The following is a 15,528-nucleotide window of genomic DNA, read 5'->3' as shown; positions in this document are numbered from 1 at the left end:
ATACGAGATATCTAAAGAAAATATCAAGATATTATAGGGAGAGAAGAAACTTGAGAAAAACAGGAATTGTGATGGATTCAACAGGATATTTAACGAATGATATAGTGAAGCAATTCCAGATAACAATCGTTCCCCTTTCAGTGATCATCGGCACAGAGACTTTTTCGGAAACAGAATTATCGAATGAGCAATATTTCGAAAAGCTTAATCATATTAATAGTTTATCAACAACTTCCCAACCATCGGTTGGAGCTTTTCTTGAAGCCTATGAATCCTTGTATTCACAAGGCGTAGAAAAAATAATTAGTCTTCATCTTTCGAGTGCCATAAGCGGAACTTTAAGATCTGCTCAAATGGCAATTGAGCTTGCTTCCAACAAAAAAATATATCTTTTTGATTGCCAGTCTTCGGCCTTAGGGCTCGGAGCTTTGGCATGGGCGGCAGCGGAATGGGCAGAGAATGGATTAGATGCTGCGGAAATTATGCAAAACCTTAAGTCACTAAAAGAACAAACGGAGCTTTATTTTATTGTTAATACACTGGAGAATCTGCGGCGAGGCGGACGAATCGGGGGTGCAGCTGCCTTGATCGGTACTTTGCTTCAGATCAAACCTATTCTCTATTTCAATCAACAGGGCCAGATCGATGTTTTTGATAAAGTTCGTTCCCGGTCAAGGGCTTGGCAGCGGGTTCTCGATGAATTAACGAGAGCGATGTTGAGCGGAAGACGCTTTCGAATATGTGTTATGCATGTCAATATTCCAAAAGAAGGGGAGGAGCTTATGGAGGAACTTAAATCGCGCTATCCTGAACATGAAGTAAGATTGTTTGAAGCAGGTGCTGTCATTGCAACTCATGTCGGAACAGGTGCCTTTGGCTTGGTATTTCATCCTTGGCCAATAGAATGAGCTGGAAATTCCAGCTCACATAGATTTCAAGGAAATTATGTTTGCTTTAAACATAAGTCATCATAATTACAGTAGGAACTCCAACCAGTAAATAATGATCGCTATTACTCAAGAACATGCAAACTGAAATATAAAACTAATTTCACAAATAATAAACAGGTGGCGTTAACATAATTTTATACAATATACAGAATATTATAATAAATAACGATAATTTTCTCTATAAAAAAAGTAAAAATATTAAAATAAATTCAGAATGTTTGCAGGATTAACCAAAGAAAAAAAGAATATAACTATATACCCAAAGCTTGTTCCAGGAAATGGTTGCATATAGCAGCTAAAGGAGTGGTAGACAGATGAAAATCGCAATCTCCGGTAAAGGTGGAGTTGGGAAAACCACCTTTACTGCAAATTTTGCCCGTTGGTTAGTGGAAAAGGGTATTACCGTATTAGCAGTTGACGCAGACCCCGATGCAAGCTTGGGGACGGTATTGGGATTTCCCGATGAGGTACTGGCAAATTTAAAAGCTATTGTTGATATGAAGGAACTTATAGAAGAGCGCATGGGGGGGACTGGCGCCTTTTATCCGCTAAATCCTAATGTTGACGATATCCTAGATGATTACAGTGTCTCTCTTGGACAACTTCGCTTTTTTCGAATGGGGAATATAAAAGGCGGCGGAACTTCTTGCTATTGTAAGGAAAACAGTTTTCTGCAAGCTTTGGTCAATTCTCTTATTCTTGGAGAAAAAGATACAGTAATTCTTGATATGGGTGCAGGAATAGAACAATTAACACGAGGAACAGCCTTAGGTGTTGATGTTCTGGTAATTGTTACAGAACCTTCCAAGGTGAGTGTACAAACTGTTCATGTAATTCAACAACTTGCCAATGAGCTAGGTATTCCTCGTATCGTTGTTATAGGCAACAAAATTCGTAATGTGAACGATGAAAAGTTTCTTAGAGACCACTTTTCTACAGAGCAACTTATCGGCATCATCCCTTACAGCGACGAACTGTTGGAAATGTCCATCAATACAGGCAGTATTCCAATGCCTGAAGGGTCTCTGGGAGTTCAGCTCAATACAATTTATGAAAAAATTATCGATGAAGGGAGATGACAGGAGTTTTCATTAGCAGCAATAAGAGTATGAGAAGAGGATCTTATTAAAGAGGAGGTTGTAACATGCCTAGATATCGGGATTTAACCCATACTGCCCGGCCATCGGATGCACCAAGAGTTGTAGATCCGAAAAATCCTGTTCGTACGTCAGATCCAGGTGCCTTGCAAATGTTAAAAATGCTGGAAGGTAAAAACATCGAAACAGTTTTTGACCGCGTAGTAGCTCAACAACCGCAGTGCACATTTGGTTACAAAGGTGTATGCTGCCGAATTTGTATCGCTGGTCCTTGTAGGGTTAAAAAGGAAGACGGTCCTGGCAGCCGCGGAATTTGCGGGGCATCTGCCTATACCATTGTTTCTCGTAATCTTGTACGTCTGATTGCCGGAGGAGCAGCATCTCACTCGGAGCACGCACGTCATGTTCTTCATACCGCCCATGCTTTAGTAGAAGGTCACGCCCCGGATTATGAAATAAAATCAACAGCTAAACTGCATAAATTAGCTCAAAGGTTAGGAATTTCAACTCTTGACCGTGAAGATAAGGAAATTTTGAAAGATGTTGTTGAACTGGGATATGCAGATTTTGGCCGCTACCAAGATCGTCCTTTAGCTTTTCTCGATTCCTTCATGACCCAGGGACGTCGTAATAAATTTCAGCATACCAATGTTATGCCCAAAGCAATTGATGGTACCGTTACTGAATTAATTGCACAAACGGCAATGGGTGTTGATAACGACCCGGTAAATATTATTTTCGGCGGAATTAAAACTGCTCTGGCTGATTTAGCCGGAGAATATGTGGGAACTACTCTCAGCGATGTTTTGTTTGGAATTCCCGAACCTATTGTTTCTGAAGCGAATCTCGGGGTAATCGATCCTAAAATGGTGAATATTGCAGTTCACGGCCATAATCCAGTCCTCAGTGAGATGGTTGTAGCAGCAGCTCGAAAAATGAAAGCAGAAGCACAAAAAGTTGGTGCTGAAGGAATTAACGTTGTCGGGATTTGCTGTACAGGAAATGAATTGCTCATGAGAGAAGGAGTCTATTTAGCAACTTCTTCCGCTTCGCAAGAAATGGCTATTATGACCGGTGCTTTAGACGCCATGGTGGTTGATATCCAATGTATTTATCCGTCAGTCCAAACAGCTGCGGAATGTTTCCATACTAAAATTATTACCACAGAAGGTATTATGAAAACTCCAGGGGCTCAACATCTTGCCTTTAAACCAGAAACAGCTATGGAAGATGCTCAGAAACTTGTAACCATCGCTATTGAAGCTTATAAACAGCGAGATCCAAATAAGATTTCCATTCCTAATGAACGACATAAACTGGTTGCCGGTTTCAGCATTGAAGCTCTCACAGATATTTTCTCAAAAGTATGTCCCGAACGACCGATCTCTGTTCTCACCGATGCAATTCTGAGCGGACAAATTAAGGGAGTTGCCTTAATGGCCGGATGTAACAACTTGAAGCGATCACAGGACGAGTCTCACATTGCAATTTTAAAAGAGCTTGTGAAAAATGATGTTTTTGTCATTGCAACAGGTTGTTCGGCTGGAGCCTTCGCGAAGTTCGGTCTAATGTCACCCCTGGCAGTAGAAGCCTATGCAGGAGAAGGACTTAAATCTTTCCTGAAAATGCTGGAAAATGCCAATCCTCAGCTGACGACTGGCTTGCCTTTAGTTTTCCACGTAGGTTCGTGTGTAGACAATAGCAGAGCTTCAGATTTAGCGGTTGCCATGGCCGATGAACTCGGAGTTGATATACCAAAAGTGCCCTTTGTGGCCTCAGCTCCAGAAGCTATGCATGAAAAAGCGGTTGCTATTGGGACATGGTGTGTCACCTTAGGATTGCCGACACATGTAGGAAGTTTGCCGCCTGTTGAAGGAAGCGATCTGGTCTACGGTATTACCACTCAAATTGCTCATGATGTTTTCGGAGGAAACTTTATTTTTGAAGTGGATCCGCTTATTGGTGCCCAAAAACTTCTTAATGCTTTGGAGTATCGGACGTGGAAGCTTAATATCCATAAGAAAACTGCAGAGAAAAATGAGACCCCAATAGCTCAAGGCTGGTAAGAAAGGAGGAATGTCTGATGTCAATGGAACAAATATATGAAGAAGCTATTAAGGACCCAAATAATCAACCCAAAAAATTATTGCGCAAAGCTTATGATGGAACCGTAATTGCCATGACCTATGCCGAAATTCTGCTTAATCGTGCTATTAAAGATTACGGTGAAGCTCAGACGATTGGTTATCCTGATACTGCTTATTATCTCCCAGTCATCACATGTCTTTCCGGTGAAAAGGTGACCAAGCTGGGTGAATTAGTTCCAATTCTTAACCGCTTGCGTAATCAGGTTCGTACGGAACTTACATTTGAAAATGCCAGACTTTGGGGTGAGTCAGTTCTTTATGCCGCTGAAGTTATTGAAACGATTCATTATCTCAGAGGTGATGAACCTAAAGTTAAACCGTGGACAGGATTCTTAGGTGACCCTGTTGTTCGGAAACACGGTATTAAGATGGTTGACTGGACTATTCCGGGCGTAGCGGTTGTTCTTGGGCGAGCTAAAGATTCAAAAGCTGCTAAGAAAATTATAGATAATTTAATGGGCAAAGGATTTATGATCTTCCTTTGCGATGAGGTTATTGAGCAATTACTTGAAGAGAACGTTAAAATTGGTGAGGATTATATCGCTTTCCCTTTAGGAAACTTTACACAGGTAATTCATGCGGTAAATTACGCTTTCAGAGCAGGTCTTGCTTTTGGTGGTATTCCTGCAGGGGAACGAGAAAATCATCGTGATTACCAGCGTCGCAGGGTTCGGGCTTTCGTTCTGCATCTTGGAGAACTTGATGATGTAAAAGTGGCCGCAGAAATGGGCGCAATTTTTATGGGCTTCCCAGTTCTGACAGATCAGACTCTGGGCGAAGATATGCAAATCCCTGATTGGTATATTTCCGAGCCTGATTATGAGAAATTAGTTCCTTTAGCCTTGGAAGTTCGGGGCATAAAATTAACGAATATCGAGCTGCCCATTCCGGTTAACTTTGGCCCGGCCTTTGAAGGTGAGACCATTCGCAAAGGAGATACCTACGTTGAATTCGGCGGCGGACGAACAACCGCTTTCGAACTTGTTCAAATGGTAGGTCCTGATAATATTGAAGACGGACGAGTCACTGTGATAGGTCCGGATATTGATACTGTTCCTGAGGGATCTAAACTTCCTTTAGGAATAAAAGTAGATATCTATGGACGTAAGATGCAAGCTGATTTCGAAGGTGTTTTTGAACGCAGAATTCACTATTTCGCAAATTATGGCGAAGGCGTTTGGCACGTGGCACAGCGTGATTTGTGTTGGGTACGTATTTCCAAAGATGCTCGGGCAAAAGGTTTCTTGATGAAACACTTTGGAGAACTTTTGATTGCTAAATTAAAAGAAGAATTCCCAGCTATTATTGACCGGGTCGAAGTCACCATCATGCTCGATCAAGCAGCCGTTGATGAGGGTATTGTTCTTGCCCGCGAACGTTATAAGGCCCGCGATGACCGCATGAGGAGTCTGACCGATGAATCTGTCGAAGACTTTTATTCATGTTTGCTTTGCCAGTCTTTTGCACCCAATCACGTATGCATTGTTACCCCAGAACGGGTTGGTCTCTGCGGTGCTGTGAGTTGGCTGGATGCTAAAGCCTCTCATGAAATTGCTCCTAATGGTCCTAATCAGCCAATTCCTAAGGGACTGGCCATTGACGACTTAAAGGGTATGTGGCAGTCCTGCAATGATTACCTGTATAAAGCTTCGAATAATACTCTGGAAGAGGTTAATCTTTATACCTTAATGGATCGGCCAATGACTTCCTGTGGTTGCTTTGAAGCCATTATGGCTATTGTTCCGGAGGCAAATGGTCTTATGATTACAACTCGTGAACACTCCGGAATGACTCCTTGCGGAATGACATTTTCAACATTAGCCGGAACTTGCGGCGGAGGAATGCAGACTCCCGGCTTTATGGGTATTGGACGCTCATATATTCTCAGTAAAAAGTTCATTCCCGCAGACGGCGGAATTGCTCGTATTATCTGGATGCCTAAAGAACTGAAGGAATTCATACGCGAAGATTTTGTTCAGCGTTCACTTGATGAAGGAATAGGCGCAGACTTTATCGATAAAATTGCGGACGAGTCCATCGGAACTACTGCTGAGGAAATATTACCTTTCCTAGAGGAAAACGGACATCCCTGCTTCGGTCTTGATCCACTCATGTAATAAAAAGCTCTAACGACTCAAGGCCCCGTTGTCATCACTCAGGGGCCTTAGAGTCTGCTTCTTTACTATTCTCAATAAGAAAGGGGTTTAAATATGGCACTAACAGGTTTAGAAATTTATAAGCAATTACCAAAGAAAAACTGCGGAGAGTGTGGAGTACCAACTTGTCTGGCGTTTGCCATGGCTTTAGCTTCTGGCAAAGCGGCATTAGACACCTGCCCGTATGTCACGGCAGCAGCTAAAGAGGCCCTGGATTCTGCCTCTGCCCCTCCAATTAAAGCAATAAAATTTGGGAAAGATTCAGTCCTTGGGGACGAAAATGTTCTTTTTCGTCATGACAAGACCTTTTATCATCCCACGACGTTGCTGATCCGAGTCTCAGATGCATTAAGTGATGCTGACGTAGAAGCGAAGGTTCAAGAAATAAACATTTTAGAGTTCGATCGTGTCGGCCTTCACTATTCTATCGATGGAGTTGCTGTTGTCAATGAATCAGGAGATGCAGCACGTTTTGAAAAAGTAGCCAGTATGGTGGCTGCAGGTACTGATAAATCGTTGCTTTTGTTAAGCAGCAATCCTGAAGCGTTGAAAGCGGCTCTTGTACCTTTAGCTGCCCGCAAACCTTTAGTCGGTGAGGCAACAGCAGAAAACTACGAAGCTATGGTTAATCTTGCTAAAGAGAATTCAGTTCCTGTCATATTAAAAGCTGATGGTCTTGATGCTTTGAATGACCTTGTCGAGAAAGCTCAGGCTTTAGGTTATAAAGAGTTTGTTTTAGATCCAGGTTCGAGAAAACCGGTAGAAACGTTGGCGAATTTGACCCATCTTCGTCGTTTAGCGATTAAGAAAAAATTTCGGCCCTTTGGTTATCCGGTGGTTGCTTATACCAGTCACCCAGAACCCCTGGATGAAATATTGGAAGCTTCTGTTTATGTGGCTAAATATGCCAGCGCTATTGTTTTAAATACAAGTGCCAAAGCTCATATTTTACCACTAATGACTTTACGGCAAAACCTTTACACAGATCCCCAAAAACCCATTCAGGTTGAACCAAAGCTTCATTCTGTGGGAGAAGTGAATGAAAACTCTCCATTCTATGTTACGACGAACTTCTCCTTAACTTATTACAGCGTAGAAGGTGAGGTCGAAGCAACGAAGATTCCGAGTTATATACTTCCTATTGATACGGATGGAACTTCAGTGCTTACAGCTTATGCAGCAGGAAAGTTTGAACCTGACAAAATTGCTCAGGCCATGGAAGCCAGTGGTATTGCCGATAAAGTAAAGCATCGAAATTTAATTATTCCAGGTTATGTCGCCGTGATATCCGGCAAACTGGGAGAATTAACCGGCTGGAAAGTAGTTGTTGGTCCTCGTGAATCCAGCGGCATCATTTCTTTTGCCAAATCACAACTCATGTAATCTTATAAACAATTGGCACAATAGTCTAATTTATTATTAATAGTTCAGTTGATCTGGAGAGCACTGTTTTAGAGTTTGTACTCGATTTGCAAAAGTGATTTTTCAGTAGATTAAGGATGTGAACAAGATGCCCGAAATCAAATTCATGCCCGATGACCGCATTATTCAAGTAGAAATAGGAACATCGTTGCTCACCGCAGCAGCTCAAGCTGAAATATTCATTAAATCAGGGTGCGGAGGTAAAGGAACATGCGGTGCCTGTAAAGTAGTCGTTCTGAATGGGGAACCTCAAGTAATAGGGACTGGAAACCTCACGCCCGAACAACTTGCCAAGGGAGTTCGGTTAGCCTGCCAAACGATTGTTCAAGGAGACCTGACCATCGAGGTGCCTCCTGAATCCAGGCTCCAAGAACACCAGGTCTTATTAGGAGATTCACAAAAAGGACTTTTACGGGAAAGCGAACATGATTTGCTTGAAAAGTTTGGGCATCACCCTCTGGCAACAAAACAAAGAATAGTACTTTCGGCTCCAACTTTGACGGAAAATACCAATGATTGGGCTCGACTTCATATGGAACTTCGACGTGTTCTCAAAGCTGGAGATAAACCTATCCACATTCCCTTATCAGTTCTTCAGCATTTGCCTGAGATACTGCGCAAAGCCAATTGGGATGTCTCAGTTACTTTAACAGATCTCGAATCTGGTTTTATGGTGACAAATGTTGAAGCAGGTAATGATAACCCTCTTTTTGGGCTGGCGATTGATATTGGTACAACTACTGTCGTAGTTTATTTAATAGAACTTTCCAGTGGTCAGATTGTTGATCAGCAGGGATCCTACAATAAGCAGGCACGCTATGGAGACGATGTTATTTCTCGGATCGTTTTTGCGGTTGAAAATGCAGAAAACTTACAAGAAATACGTCAAGCTGTTTTAGAAACTATCAATGATCTTCTGGATAAACTTCTAAGTCGTCATTCGAACAGCCCAAAGGATATTGCTAGTGCCGTGGTGGCCGGAAACACAACGATGACCCAGTTGTTTTTAGGTGTTGATCCAAAGTACATTCGATTGGAACCCTATATTCCTACTATGTCGACTGTACCTTTTGTTACGGCCCGTGATGCCGGTATGCACATGTTACCCGAGGCATTGGTTCATTGCTATCCTTCGGTTGCAAGTTATGTTGGCGGTGACATTGTTGCAGGAACGTTAGTTACAGATTTAGCCAACGAAGAAGACATTACATTATTTATCGATATTGGCACTAACGGTGAAATTGTTCTCGGCAATCAAGATTGGCTTGTATCTTGTGCATGTTCTGCAGGTCCAAGCTTTGAAGGGGGCGGGATAACCTTTGGCATGAGAGCCATGCCTGGGGCTATCGAGCGAGTCGTTATAGATCCGGATACTCTGGATGTATCCCTTAAAGTAATTGGAAAATGTTTGCCGGTTGGAATCTGCGGTTCAGGGCTCGTTGATTGTGTGGCCAAATTACTTATTGTCGGCATAATCGACCGGGCCGGGAACTTTCAATTAGGCCATTCCTCAGGATCTGAGCGCTTACGTGCGACCGCTGATGATAAAGAATTTGTCTTAGCCTGGGCACACCAAGCAGGCGGCAAAAAAGACGTTGTCATTACTGAAAATGATGTGAAAAATATTATTCGTGCTAAAGGCGCTGTTTATGCCGGGATTCGTTCCTTGCTTAATATGGTTGCCGTAGACATCGAAATGATCAGCCGTATCGTGATCGCCGGCGGTTTTGGTAATTACCTCAATGTTCATGATTCCATTCAAATAGGTTTGCTGCCCGATCTTGAACCGGAACGGTTTGAATTTATTGGGAATTCTTCCGTAAAAGGTGCAAGACTAGCCTTATTATCCCAAGCTGCCTGGCGGGAAGCGGAAGAGTTAGGACGTAAGATGACTTATGTTGAACTATCGGTTGGGGCAACATTTATGGACGAGTATGTATCCGCTCTGTTTTTGCCGCATACCGACTTATCCCTATTTCCATCTTGTCATTAAGGTTAAAATGGAGGTCTTTTAAATGGCAAAATATATAGCAGTTGCAGGTAAAGGCGGGGTAGGGAAAACGACATTTACTGCATTATTATTAAAACAAATGGTTCAACAAAGAAAAGAAATTTCTATTCTTGCCGTTGATGCCGACCCTAATGCAAATCTGGATGAGGCTTTAGGTTTAGAAGTTACTGGAACAATTTCAGATGTGCTTGAGCAAAGTAAAGATCCTAAAGCCATTCCCACAGGAATGCCTAAAAATATCTTTATCGAGTATAAACTTCAACAGGCTCTGGTGGAGACTAAGGATATAGACCTTCTTGTCATGGGTGGACCACAGGGAGCAGGATGCTACTGTTATCCAAATGATATCCTGCGCAAACATCTTGAGACTATCGGAGAAGGCTATAATTATGTAGTCGTTGATTCCGAAGCGGGCCTTGAACATATTAGTCGTCGAACAATTCCTCATATTGATGTCATGTTTGTCATTAGTGATTCGTCAGCACGAGGAATCCGTTCTGCTCGAAGGGTCTATGAGCTTATTCAAGGCCTAAAATCTGCAGTTGGGACATTATATTTAATTGTCACTAAGACAAATACCGACAGTTTGGAATTGCTCAAAGAAGAAATTGCGCAAACAGGTCTCACCTTATTAGGGGATATTCCGCTTGATCCAATGGTTGCGGAATATGACTTGGCAGGAAAGCCATTATTCGATTTACCAGATGATGCCGTCTCGGTCAAGGCTGTGCAAAGCATTTTGAATCGTGCCGGAATCTTTAACTAGAAAGGAGAGAAGTTCATGTCCGTTGCATTAGTAAAAGAGAGATATTCAAGTAAAGTCGGAGAGGTTGTTCTCGGTGCAACTTCTGAACAAGGAGGAACTCGAACTTCAACCGTCACTGTGGGTGGAGATAGTGCTTTACCGTATCTTCACTTTGAAGGAGAACTGAAAAACCGTCCAGTCATTGCTATGGAAGTCAATGACATAGTACCGACGTGGAACGAGGCAATAATGAACCAATTTGGGGATGTTCTTAATAATCCGGCTGCCTGGGCTAAAAAATGTGTTGAAGAATTTAAAGCTGATTTAATTTACTTAAAGTTAAACGGCGCTGATCCTGATGGGGAAAATCGATCTCCTGAAGATTGTGCCCGGATTGTTAAAGAGGTTTTGGCGGCTGTTGGAGTTCCTCTTATTGTTGTCGGGTGTGATAATGACGATAAGAATAATGAAATTATGGCTGTAATTGCTGAAGCGGCTGCAGGAGAGAATCTTCTTATCGGACTTGCGGAGCAAGATAACTATAAATCGATTACAGCTGCGGCAATGGTTCATAAGCATACGATTATTGCCCGTTCTCCACTCGATATTAATATCTGCAAACAGCTTAATATTTTAATCAATGAAATGGGTTTAGCACTCAACAAAATTGTCATTGATCCAATGATTGGCGGACTCGGCTTTGGAATCGAATATGCTTATTCAATTATGGAGCGTGCTCGCTTAGGTTCTTTGGCTAACGACAAAATGCTCTCGATGCCTATGATTTGTACTGTTGGCTATGAGTCAAACCGATGCAAAGAAGCTAACGCTTCAGCTGATGAGTTTCCAGGATGGGGAGATCTCCAAGACAGAGGCGTTCTTTGGGAAGCCATGACGGCTTCGGCTATGCTCCAAGCTGGTGCCAGCATTCTTATTATGCGTAATCCTGCTGCAGTGCGTTTAGTCCAGAAAAACATAGCAGATATGATGAGTAAATAACCTTTTTCAACGTTTGCTCATAATTTTGACTTTCTCTAATATCAGTTTGATAATAATGAAAGGTCGTGATTTAATGCTTATTTTTGGAGAACGTATCAATGGAATGTTTACTGACATTGGAAATGCCCTTCGTAGTAAAGACCCTAAACCAATTCAGCACTGGGCTGTAAAACAACAAGAAGGCGGAGCTCATTATCTGGACGTTAACTCCGGCCCCGCCATTCCGACAGAGGAACGTGTTGAAGCTTATGAGTGGATGGTCAATGTTATCCAAGAAGTATCAGATTTGCCCTTGGTTCTTGATTCCACGAATTATAATGCTATTGAAGCGGGCTTGAAGGTCTGTAAACGTCCTGCAATTATCAATTCATGCCCTGCTGAGCAAGTCAAAATTGAACGTGTATTTCCAATGGCTATTCAGTATAATGCCGGTGTTATTGGCTTAACCATGGATAAAAAGGGCATCCCCAAAGATTCGGAAAACCGGGTGGCTTTTGCCATGGAATTAGTGGCAGCAGCTGATGAATACGGACTGAGAATGGAAGATCTTTTCATAGACCCCTTGATTCTACCGGTTAATGTTGCCCAGGAACATGCTCCTGAGGTTTTAGAGAGTCTGCGTCAAGTTAAAATGTTGGCCGATCCAGCTCCCCGTACTGTTCTTGGCTTATCAAATGTATCCCAAAAGTCACCAGATCGCAATTTGATCAATAGAACCTACCTTGCAATGGCTATTGCTTGTGGACTGGATGCAGCCATTATGGACGCTAATGATGATGATTTGGTTGATGTGGCTGCAACGGCTCAAATCCTGCTGAATAAGAGTATTTATGCCGATTCTTATTTGAAAGTTTTTCGCTCCCGATAACACTTTCCTTCTCAATAAGTTACAAAGTGAACTCGCTTACGCTAAAGCAGAACATCGGGGCTTCAGATCCAATAATGTCCAGCGGACATTATTGCCGAGCCGCCTTTCCCAATAGGAATACTTAGCAGCGAAAAAACAATTGGCTATTCAAATAAAACTCCTCAGAAAATCTGAGGAGTTTTTTATTTACTTAAACGAATTTCTATTCATACTTAAGAAGATACAAGCATAGCTATCTACAGAAACTAAATCTGGAGGTGGATTTTTTGGAAACGTATTTCCATAATGATCCTCGAATTCATGAATGGATTGAGCAAATTACCGAAAAGATTTTCACAGTTTGCCTCTTAAAAGGCGTAGATGCTGAAACGGAGTTTAACAAAGGATGTCGAATTGTTGTCAAGCTTACAATATTACTGCAAAGTATCGCAATATTTCCACCGGAATACCTTAAGGAGGGTGTTGAGCAACTTATCGAACAACAGCTCCCAGCTAAGAAGATTATAAATAACTTTCCTTCTTTTGCTGATATAAAGAGTCGAATGCTAGCTGAAGGGGTCTCTCAGGCGATAAATATTGCAAGGAACGAGGAGATTTCTGAACCGGTGGTGCCCAAGATTCCAATTGAAGAAGCTTATAATAATTTCGATAAAATAATATCTTTAAATCAAGATTTTGAAAGCGAAGAGGAATTATCTATTCACAAGGATGTGGACTTTGAAGAATGCTCAGAAAACATAGGACCAGCTCTATCTTTAGTAAATGAAACAATTAAGGATTATCAGGAGCCGCCTCTAGAAGCCATAGAATTTGCACAAGTTCCTATGAACTTACAGCATAAGGATGATGATGAAAAGGGTCTGGATTGCCAATCTCATAGTGACGAAGCAAAAGAGCGGTTAGAGTATGTGTTAAAAACAATCTATCCTGGCAAATCAATTCAATGGAATATGAAAGTCGCTAATCAGCCAGTCTTCGCCAAAATAGAAGATTTGCTGATTTGTTTGGATGATCCCTCTAATTTTTGCAATACTAAACTATTAAATCGACAAGGATGGAAGGCGTTGATTTGCAGTTATGAAGACCTATTATACCCACGTAGAGTGGAAAGAGGGATTCGACAGATTTTACGTCAGAAAGGAAGAGCACTCGTGAAATAATGGTTTTTTATTACCTGGTAGTAGGAAATACTATTTCTTTGTCGAATAATTTATATATTATTTTGTAATACGACATTACGATGAAAAGACGATGAAAAGAGGTTTATTTTTTGTCTGATAAGTTGGGGGAAATTATAAAAAATACTTTGGCCGCGATTGAATCGGGGAAAGAGGAGATTTTTTTTATAGCGGAAACATCGCGCAATGAGACCCTTCGATTAACAAACGAGCTCTCTCAGCTAAAGTCAGATATTTCTGAGATTATATCTCAGGTGGATGCTCAAGAAAAAGTTGATAGACAAAAACGCATGATGTTAATGGAAGTTAATAGATCCTTTCAAAAATATACTCAAAAGGAAATGATTGAAGCTTATGCAGAAGCAAAAGATGCCCAGGTAACATTGCAGCTTCTGCAATCAAGAGAAGCGCAATTACGTAAGCGAAGGGATGAGCTGGAACGATCCTTAAATCAGATGCGAGCAACTATTGAACGAGCTCAAAACTTAATGACCCAGGTAAGCATGGCGATTAGTCTATTACAAGGCGGGATTGAGGGAGCACTTAATTTCCAATGCCATGAACAACGTCAAGAGCTGGGGTTGCGAGTTATAAAGGCGCAGGAAGACGAAAGACGACGTGTTGCCAGAGAAATACATGATGGACCGGCTCAAACTCTCGCTAATATTGTTTTACGCTTAGAGATCGCTGGAAAGTTGTTAGAGTATGATCCCAGTCGTGTAAAGGCAGAACTGATGGATCTGAAAAATTTGGTTCGGGCAAACCTTCAAGACATCCGACGAATTATTTTTGATTTACGTCCTATGGCGCTGGACGACTTGGGACTGATTGCAGCAATTTCCAAATATCTGGATAATTTTAGTGAAACCTATGGGATTGAATGTGAATTGCTTATTGAAGGATCTGAAAAAAGGCTTTTTCCAACAATGGAAGTGGCACTTTTTCGACTAATCCAAGAAGGCATCACAAATGTGGCCAAACATGCACATTCATCTAAAGTTAAGATTGTTCTTAATTTTCAAGACGATTGGACTTCAGCTCGAATTCAGGATTATGGAAAAGGCTTTGATATTGATTCAACAATGCAGACGCCGGGAGAGCATTTCGGTCTTATAGGTATGAGGGAACGAGTAGAAATGTTTTATGGACGTTTTTCGCTTCAATCTTGTTGTGGGGAAGGTACAATTATCGAATTTTCAATTCCATCAAGGCTTGAGGGGGGGGACAAACCATGATACAAATAGTTATCGCCGATGATCACCCTCTTTTGCGAGAGGGGTTACGGCGTATTTTGGAATTTGAAGATGGCATTAAAGTCGTGGCAGAAGTTGGAGATGGACAAGGTGCCATAAATATTGCACGGACTTTGGAATTCGATATTTTGTTAATGGATCTAAATATGCCAGGGGTTAATGGACTGGAAGCGGGGCGGGTTATTCGTCGCGAAAAACCTAACATTGGTATTTTAGTTCTTACAGTTGATGATTCTGACGATAAAGTTTTTCAAGTACTGCAAATTGGTGTTGCCGGGTATTTACTCAAAGATGTGGACTCGAAGACACTGATAGAGTCGATATACAAGGTATATAACGGTGAACCGATTTTGTCGCCGGCTGTTACCGGAAAATTAATGGGACAACTGTCCCAACCACCGGTTAAGAATACATGTGGCCTTAGTGATCGAGAATTAGAGATCCTACATTATGTGGTTCAAGGATCTTCAAATCGAGAAATTGGTATTGCTTTGTTTATAAGTGAAAAGACAGTAAAAAATCATTTGTCCAGTATTTACAGGAAATTGGAAGTGGAAGATCGGACTCAAGCAGCACTGAAGGCTGTTAAACTTAAACTGATTCAACTGGATTAAAATGTAATAAAATAATAATCTATTGCTAAATAAGCCTCTAGAAGGTAAGATGAAATAAACTCGAATAATTAAGGGCCGTTTCGGTTTT

Annotated in this window: 12 protein-coding genes; all 12 read left to right on the top strand. The window is 41.6% G+C overall.

What is annotated here, in order from left to right:
- Window positions 1-50: 50 nt before the first annotated feature.
- The 12 genes from DEAC_RS00865 (at window position 51) to DEAC_RS00810 (ending at window position 15,440) form a co-directional block, all read left to right on the top strand.
- On the top strand, window positions 51-908 hold the full coding sequence (locus tag DEAC_RS00865; RefSeq protein WP_047808143.1) for a DegV family protein: 858 nt from the start codon (window positions 51-53) through the stop codon (window positions 906-908).
- 356 nt (window positions 909-1,264) lie between these two features.
- Window positions 1,265-2,029, top strand: coding sequence for an ATP-binding protein (locus DEAC_RS00860; protein WP_047808142.1), 765 nt, complete (start codon window positions 1,265-1,267; stop codon window positions 2,027-2,029).
- Window positions 2,030-2,094: 65 nt separating this feature from the next.
- The gene (cooS, locus tag DEAC_RS00855) at window positions 2,095-4,113 is read left to right on the top strand and encodes an anaerobic carbon-monoxide dehydrogenase catalytic subunit (RefSeq protein WP_047808141.1); all 2,019 of its coding nucleotides are present in this window, start codon (window positions 2,095-2,097) and stop codon (window positions 4,111-4,113) included.
- A gap of 17 nt (window positions 4,114-4,130) precedes the next feature.
- Window positions 4,131-6,311 (top strand): acetyl-CoA decarbonylase/synthase complex subunit alpha/beta, encoded by a 2,181-nt coding sequence (gene acsB / locus DEAC_RS00850; RefSeq protein ID WP_047808140.1) that lies wholly within the window; start codon window positions 4,131-4,133, stop codon window positions 6,309-6,311.
- 93 nt (window positions 6,312-6,404) lie between these two features.
- Window positions 6,405-7,733 carry an acetyl-CoA decarbonylase/synthase complex subunit gamma gene (gene acsC, locus DEAC_RS00845; RefSeq protein WP_047808139.1) on the top strand — a complete coding sequence of 443 codons (1,329 nt, stop codon included), beginning with the start codon at window positions 6,405-6,407 and terminating at the stop codon, window positions 7,731-7,733.
- A gap of 127 nt (window positions 7,734-7,860) precedes the next feature.
- Window positions 7,861-9,765, top strand: a complete 1,905-nt coding sequence (locus DEAC_RS00840; RefSeq protein ID WP_047808138.1) for an ASKHA domain-containing protein — start codon at window positions 7,861-7,863, stop codon at window positions 9,763-9,765.
- Between the two features lie 22 nt (window positions 9,766-9,787).
- Window positions 9,788-10,549: an ATP-binding protein gene (locus DEAC_RS00835; RefSeq protein WP_047808137.1), complete on the top strand. Its 762-nt coding sequence runs from the start codon at window positions 9,788-9,790 to the stop codon at window positions 10,547-10,549.
- Between the two features lie 15 nt (window positions 10,550-10,564).
- A complete protein-coding gene (locus DEAC_RS00830) occupies window positions 10,565-11,527 on the top strand; it encodes an acetyl-CoA decarbonylase/synthase complex subunit delta (protein ID WP_047808136.1) in 963 nt (320 codons plus the stop codon).
- Window positions 11,528-11,600: 73 nt separating this feature from the next.
- Entirely contained in the window at window positions 11,601-12,395 is a 795-nt protein-coding gene (locus DEAC_RS00825) for a methyltetrahydrofolate cobalamin methyltransferase (RefSeq protein WP_047808135.1), read from the top strand.
- Window positions 12,396-12,661: 266 nt separating this feature from the next.
- On the top strand, window positions 12,662-13,555 hold the full coding sequence (locus DEAC_RS00820; protein WP_047808134.1) for a hypothetical protein: 894 nt from the start codon (window positions 12,662-12,664) through the stop codon (window positions 13,553-13,555).
- Window positions 13,556-13,665: 110 nt separating this feature from the next.
- Window positions 13,666-14,808: a sensor histidine kinase gene (locus DEAC_RS00815; RefSeq protein WP_047808133.1), complete on the top strand. Its 1,143-nt coding sequence runs from the start codon at window positions 13,666-13,668 to the stop codon at window positions 14,806-14,808.
- Window positions 14,805-15,440 carry a response regulator gene (locus DEAC_RS00810; RefSeq protein ID WP_047808132.1) on the top strand — a complete coding sequence of 212 codons (636 nt, stop codon included), beginning with the start codon at window positions 14,805-14,807 and terminating at the stop codon, window positions 15,438-15,440. The genes DEAC_RS00815 and DEAC_RS00810 overlap by 4 nt, the downstream gene beginning before the upstream one ends.
- The last annotated feature ends 88 nt before the right edge of the window (window positions 15,441-15,528 follow it).

It is taken from the genome of Desulfosporosinus acididurans (genome assembly GCF_001029285.1).
GTDB classification, from domain to species: domain Bacteria; phylum Bacillota; class Desulfitobacteriia; order Desulfitobacteriales; family Desulfitobacteriaceae; genus Desulfosporosinus; species Desulfosporosinus acididurans.
The sequence above is the reverse complement of the archived record's forward strand: the minus strand, read 5'-3'. Positions and strand labels throughout refer to the sequence as shown.

What these genes read in the sequence shown, in the direction of transcription:
- acsC (WP_047808139.1), top strand. Translation starts at nt 6,405, where the DNA reads ATGGCACTAACAGGTTTAGAAATTTATAAGCAATTACCAAAGAAAAAC.
- DEAC_RS00835 (WP_047808137.1), top strand. Translation starts at nt 9,788, where the DNA reads ATGGCAAAATATATAGCAGTTGCAGGTAAAGGCGGGGTAGGGAAAACG.
- DEAC_RS00830 (WP_047808136.1), top strand. Translation starts at nt 10,565, where the DNA reads ATGTCCGTTGCATTAGTAAAAGAGAGATATTCAAGTAAAGTCGGAGAG.
- DEAC_RS00810 (WP_047808132.1), top strand. Translation starts at nt 14,805, where the DNA reads ATGATACAAATAGTTATCGCCGATGATCACCCTCTTTTGCGAGAGGGG.
- cooS (WP_047808141.1), top strand. Translation starts at nt 2,095, where the DNA reads ATGCCTAGATATCGGGATTTAACCCATACTGCCCGGCCATCGGATGCA.
- DEAC_RS00860 (WP_047808142.1), top strand. Translation starts at nt 1,265, where the DNA reads ATGAAAATCGCAATCTCCGGTAAAGGTGGAGTTGGGAAAACCACCTTT.
- DEAC_RS00840 (WP_047808138.1), top strand. Translation starts at nt 7,861, where the DNA reads ATGCCCGAAATCAAATTCATGCCCGATGACCGCATTATTCAAGTAGAA.
- DEAC_RS00825 (WP_047808135.1), top strand. Translation starts at nt 11,601, where the DNA reads ATGCTTATTTTTGGAGAACGTATCAATGGAATGTTTACTGACATTGGA.
- acsB (WP_047808140.1), top strand. Translation starts at nt 4,131, where the DNA reads ATGTCAATGGAACAAATATATGAAGAAGCTATTAAGGACCCAAATAAT.